This window comes from Microcystis sp. LE19-41.2A (assembly GCF_027530405.1).
In the GTDB taxonomy this organism is placed as follows: domain Bacteria; phylum Cyanobacteriota; class Cyanobacteriia; order Cyanobacteriales; family Microcystaceae; genus Microcystis; species Microcystis aeruginosa.
Map to the genome: position 1 here is coordinate 1 of NZ_JAPZQJ010000218.1, position 3,975 is coordinate 3,975.

Below are 3,975 nucleotides of genomic sequence, written 5' to 3' on the forward strand. Positions count from 1 at the left end.
GTCTAAGTCGATTTCTGATGCTTCTTGGTATCAATTCACTGAATGGTTTGAATTTTTTGCCAAGATTTATCGGATCGTTTGTGTTGCTGTCCCTCCCCATTTTACTAGCCAAGATTGTTCAGTTTGTGGTACAAGAGTTCAAAAAACATTAAGCAATAGAACTCATCAATGTCCTAACTGTAAAACAATCTTAGATAGGGATCATAATGCAGCAATCAACATTCTTAAAAAAGGGTTGCAATATTTGGGAAATTATCTCAACGGTACTGTTGGGCAAACAGAAACCGACCCAAACGCATAATAGAGAGTCCGGCCTCTGGGTTTTCAGTGGAGACATTGAGAATCTAAGCTGTCTCGTTGAACAAGGAATTTCCGATAGTGATAGGTCAAGAATCCCCCGTCACAGCGTAGCTTGACGGTGGGAGTATGTCAATTTCTGGCTTTGCGGATAGCACTCCCTAGCATTAAACCCCCAAGGGTAATATAAGCAAGAACGCTGCTGGATTCTGGAGTCGTTCTTTTAGATGCAACACGAATCTGAACAAGAACATCATCGTCATCATCATCTACAGTGAAAGATGCAGCGTCATCAAGATGAGCTAAGAAGATATTAGCATCTAGTAACTCAAATGTATTTCCTCCGAAACCAAGGCTATTATCTAGATCTGAAAAAACTATTTGTGAAGCCATATCTGTGCTTCCAATTGTAGCGAAAAAACTTTGACCATTCCAGTTAGTTAGAACTGCCAGTGGAATTGGTTGATCTGGATTAAAAGACCCCAAAAAAACCTCACTGTTTGTTGATGGATTATTCGGCAATCCTGAAAGAACTGGAACAAAGTTTTCTGAAGTAGTCCCAAGACCAAACTCAGAATTGGCACCAGCACCACCTCCTAAGGATTTAACGTAAATATCAACCTGATCAGGAAATTTAAACTCTGCTGCACTGCTTGGATTAGTAATACCGCCAACGAATAAAGCAATAGCAAAAGTAAATAAGGGATATTTGGGGTTGCAGGGATTGAACATTTTTGTTGCTCCTCAAAAATTAATTCTTTTTTTGTTGTTCGTTATCTTTTGTTCCTTGAGAACAAGGTTCATGCTTTTAGTTTGACCAGTGAGCAAAAATTCCCCAGTCGTCTGGAACAGGCGAACCAAAAGATTCGCCCGCTGAAAATCCTTGATTACGTCAACTCCTTCTAGAAGAGAACCGAAATAAAAGACATCGGCACCAGTGCCGCCAGTGAGGATATCATTGCCATAGCCGCCATAGACAAAGTCATTCCCAGCGCCTCCTAATAGAACATCCTTGTCGGCTCCGCCAAAGAGATAATCAGTGTCGTTTCCGCCTGATAAAGTGTCAGCACCCGCTTCGCCAATGAGCAAGTCACTACCGTTTCCGCCGAAGACATTGTCATTTCCAGCGCGGCCGAAGATGATATCTGCACCATCTCCACCATCAATGTAGTCGTTGCCTATTCCACCGTCGATGTAGTCGTTGCCCCCTTGGCCGTAAATGCTATCATTCCCTTCATTCCCGTACATGGTGTCATTACCGAAACTGCCGAACAAGAAGTCATTGTAAATTGTACCGTTGTAAACTGGCATTAGCTGTCAACTCCTGTGAATTAATTAAGTTGATGATTCAAGTCAAACATTCAGAGCAAATAACATTCAATAGATACTGAATAACAAATTGGTATCAGCCAACAACTCTAAATAACTTTAAATAGCTCTAAATAACCGTACATAACTTTTAATAACCATTAATAACATTGCTTTCTCTTTCTCATAAAAATATTGACAAATCCGAGGAAATGATGTAATCTTTAAATATCTCTATTAATTTTTGATTATTTTTGAACTAAAAATGGTTGGCATTCCTGACACGATAGGAACTAAAGATAAAGACCTATTGCAAAAAGCATTTCTAAACCAGATATTGCAAAATACTGGTTTGATAAAAAATCAAGATCATAGTTGTTTATTTCAACTTCTATATCATCCCAAAAATCAAGATAAAAAAAGAAGTGAAATTGTCGAAATAATGAAAGATAAGCATAATCTTCATTATACGGAAGCAACTATTAATGAATATGCGAAAAGAATTAGGAGAATAATGGTAGATGTGTTTAAACAAGCGATGATAGACGATGGATTAGAATTAAGTGTCAATTTAATTACTACTAAATATGAGAAGAAAGGAAAACCTCAGAATTCAATTGAACCTCATCAAGTGACTTATCAATGGTTATGGGAGAAAAAATTTCCTCGGATGGGTTGGGAATTAGCAAAAGAAGTTGCTGCACCTGCTTGTAATAAGTTAACGATGCTGGATATTAATGAAAATTTTGAGGTAGAAAAATCCCCTAATGGAGGAGCCTCAAACGGGAGTTCAAAAAGGGGTCTAGTTATGAATGGTACTGTAATTAAGCCAGAGCCAGATAAGGGTAATTATATTTATCTTAACAAGCCCCATTATTTATGGGTTAATTTACCTGACAATGGTCAATATTTATTATTAATTAATGAGACGGTAGAAGGAAATTTTTATCTCTTTAGTCCTTCAAGAGCATTTGCCTATGTTCCTTATACTAAGCTGTCAGAAGGACTTCGTTTACCCCCGTCTGAAGGACTAGCTCGATTTTTCCAATATGATGCAGTAGGAGATGAATATTTTCTGGCAATTGTCACAGAGCAACCCATTGATTTATCTTGGGTTAATGGGGAATCTGACCCTACAGATATTATTTTAAGTCAAGAGCGTCTTGAGGAGATATTTATTAAATTGGGTCAACAGGGTAATAGTGAAGTGTTTTATAAGCGGTTTAAGGTGGTGGAACAAACAATTAATTACTCTGAGCAATCGGCAACAATAATCAACAACAAAAACTTAGTTTATTAAAGGAGGATAGTAACATGAATCAAGCCATAATTAACCAGATACAATAGTATAACTAGATCGCATCATGCCAGCGATCGCCCTTGCCCATTGTCAACAGTAATTGCCCATAAAATAGGAAAAAACAATGCAAATTTCTATTCAACTAGACGATGAACACGCTCAAAAACTAGCCTATATTCAACAAACCACCCAAGAAAATACTTTAGAAACCATTCAACAAGCCATTGAACTACGCTATCAACAACTCCAAGAAAAAACACACGATCCCCTAGCTAAATTAAAACAAAGTTCCTTTATCGGTAGCTTTGAAGCAGAGGCTGACTTTGCCGAAAACTCAGAAAACATTTTGCATTCACTCCTATCCGAAAAAAATGATCATTGCTGATACAGGATTCTTTCTCGCTCTTGGCAATCGAAAAGACAAAGATCACTCGTTAGCCATTCAAACTATTTATAGTCAAAATGAAGCCTTAATTACCACCTATCCTGTTATCACCGAAACCTGTTATAGCGGGTTTCAGTTGAATGAGGTACAGCATGGATGACTAGGTAGGCTCTTTAAAAGGGGTATCGCAATAGCAACAATGGGTAAACCAGTGATGGATGTCTCGCAATGTAATCTGACTAAAGGCTTGAACGATCGCTTTTTCTAGATCAGCATAGGTACGAGGTGACATAGAACGAATCAGTATTTTCACTTTCGACCAACAGTTTTCAATGGGAGAAAAATCGGGAGAATAGGGAGGTAAAAACTCCAGTCTAGCACCGACTTCTTGAAGAATTGGTTCGAGGGTTTCTTTTTGATGAATCGGGAGCATCTCACCTTTGTAATAAGTAGAAATGCTTAATGAACTCAATAAAAAAGTTAAAAAAGGCAACCATTTAGATAGGCAGAGCGATGACGAAGGACTTGCGGTACATTACCAGATTCCCAACTTGCACCAGTAATTTTAAGACGATGAGCAATTTGTTTAATTTTTGATTCAACAGAGCCAGAGCCAATCGAAATGCCCTCTGCCTGCAAATAACCATAATTGACAATTCGATGTTTATGCTTGTTCAAATAAATA

5 protein-coding genes and 3 pseudogenes are annotated in these 3,975 nt (G+C 37.9%); 4 read left to right on the forward strand and 4 right to left on the reverse strand.

Features of this window, described 5'->3' with window-relative positions; all coding sequences use genetic code 11:
* Positions 1-416, forward strand: a pseudogene (locus O9290_RS09780) (RNA-guided endonuclease InsQ/TnpB family protein); the annotation flags it as partial.
* Between the two features lie 13 nt (positions 417-429).
* Here O9290_RS09780 and O9290_RS09785 read toward each other — a convergent pair.
* Entirely contained in the window at positions 430-1,029 is a 600-nt protein-coding gene (locus O9290_RS09785) for a hypothetical protein (RefSeq protein ID WP_002758919.1), read from the reverse strand.
* 12 nt (positions 1,030-1,041) lie between these two features.
* Positions 1,042-1,608, reverse strand: a complete 567-nt coding sequence (locus O9290_RS09790) for a calcium-binding protein (RefSeq protein WP_002758921.1) — start codon at positions 1,606-1,608, stop codon at positions 1,042-1,044.
* Positions 1,609-1,870: 262 nt separating this feature from the next.
* Here O9290_RS09790 and O9290_RS09795 point away from each other — a divergent pair, with 262 nt between their 5' ends.
* The 3 genes from O9290_RS09795 to O9290_RS09805 all read left to right on the forward strand — a co-directional run bounded on the left by O9290_RS09795 (position 1,871) and on the right by O9290_RS09805 (position 3,450).
* Complete coding sequence (locus O9290_RS09795; protein WP_288056751.1) at positions 1,871-2,905, forward strand: hypothetical protein; 1,035 nt, start codon at positions 1,871-1,873, stop codon at positions 2,903-2,905.
* A gap of 124 nt (positions 2,906-3,029) precedes the next feature.
* Positions 3,030-3,290 carry a hypothetical protein gene (locus O9290_RS09800; RefSeq protein ID WP_002758926.1) on the forward strand — a complete coding sequence of 87 codons (261 nt, stop codon included), beginning with the start codon at positions 3,030-3,032 and terminating at the stop codon, positions 3,288-3,290.
* Positions 3,277-3,450: a PIN domain-containing protein gene (locus O9290_RS09805; protein ID WP_288056754.1), complete on the forward strand. Its 174-nt coding sequence runs from the start codon at positions 3,277-3,279 to the stop codon at positions 3,448-3,450. The genes O9290_RS09800 and O9290_RS09805 overlap by 14 nt, the downstream gene beginning before the upstream one ends.
* Before the next feature lie 134 nt (positions 3,451-3,584).
* Here O9290_RS09805 and O9290_RS28460 read toward each other — a convergent pair.
* Together O9290_RS28460 and O9290_RS09815 are read right to left on the reverse strand one after the other, a co-directional pair.
* Positions 3,585-3,678: pseudogene (locus O9290_RS28460) on the reverse strand (transposase); the annotation flags it as partial.
* A gap of 92 nt (positions 3,679-3,770) precedes the next feature.
* Positions 3,771-3,975: pseudogene (locus O9290_RS09815) on the reverse strand (ISKra4 family transposase); the annotation flags it as partial.

Bases quoted from the DNA above. Each gene is read 5' to 3' on its own strand.
- O9290_RS09785 (WP_002758919.1), bottom strand. From the start codon at position 1,029: ATGTTCAATCCCTGCAACCCCAAATATCCCTTATTTACTTTTGCTATT.
- O9290_RS09790 (WP_002758921.1), bottom strand. From the start codon at position 1,608: ATGCCAGTTTACAACGGTACAATTTACAATGACTTCTTGTTCGGCAGT.
- O9290_RS09795 (WP_288056751.1), top strand. From the start codon at position 1,871: ATGGTTGGCATTCCTGACACGATAGGAACTAAAGATAAAGACCTATTG.
- O9290_RS09800 (WP_002758926.1), top strand. From the start codon at position 3,030: ATGCAAATTTCTATTCAACTAGACGATGAACACGCTCAAAAACTAGCC.
- O9290_RS09805 (WP_288056754.1), top strand. From the start codon at position 3,277: ATGATCATTGCTGATACAGGATTCTTTCTCGCTCTTGGCAATCGAAAA.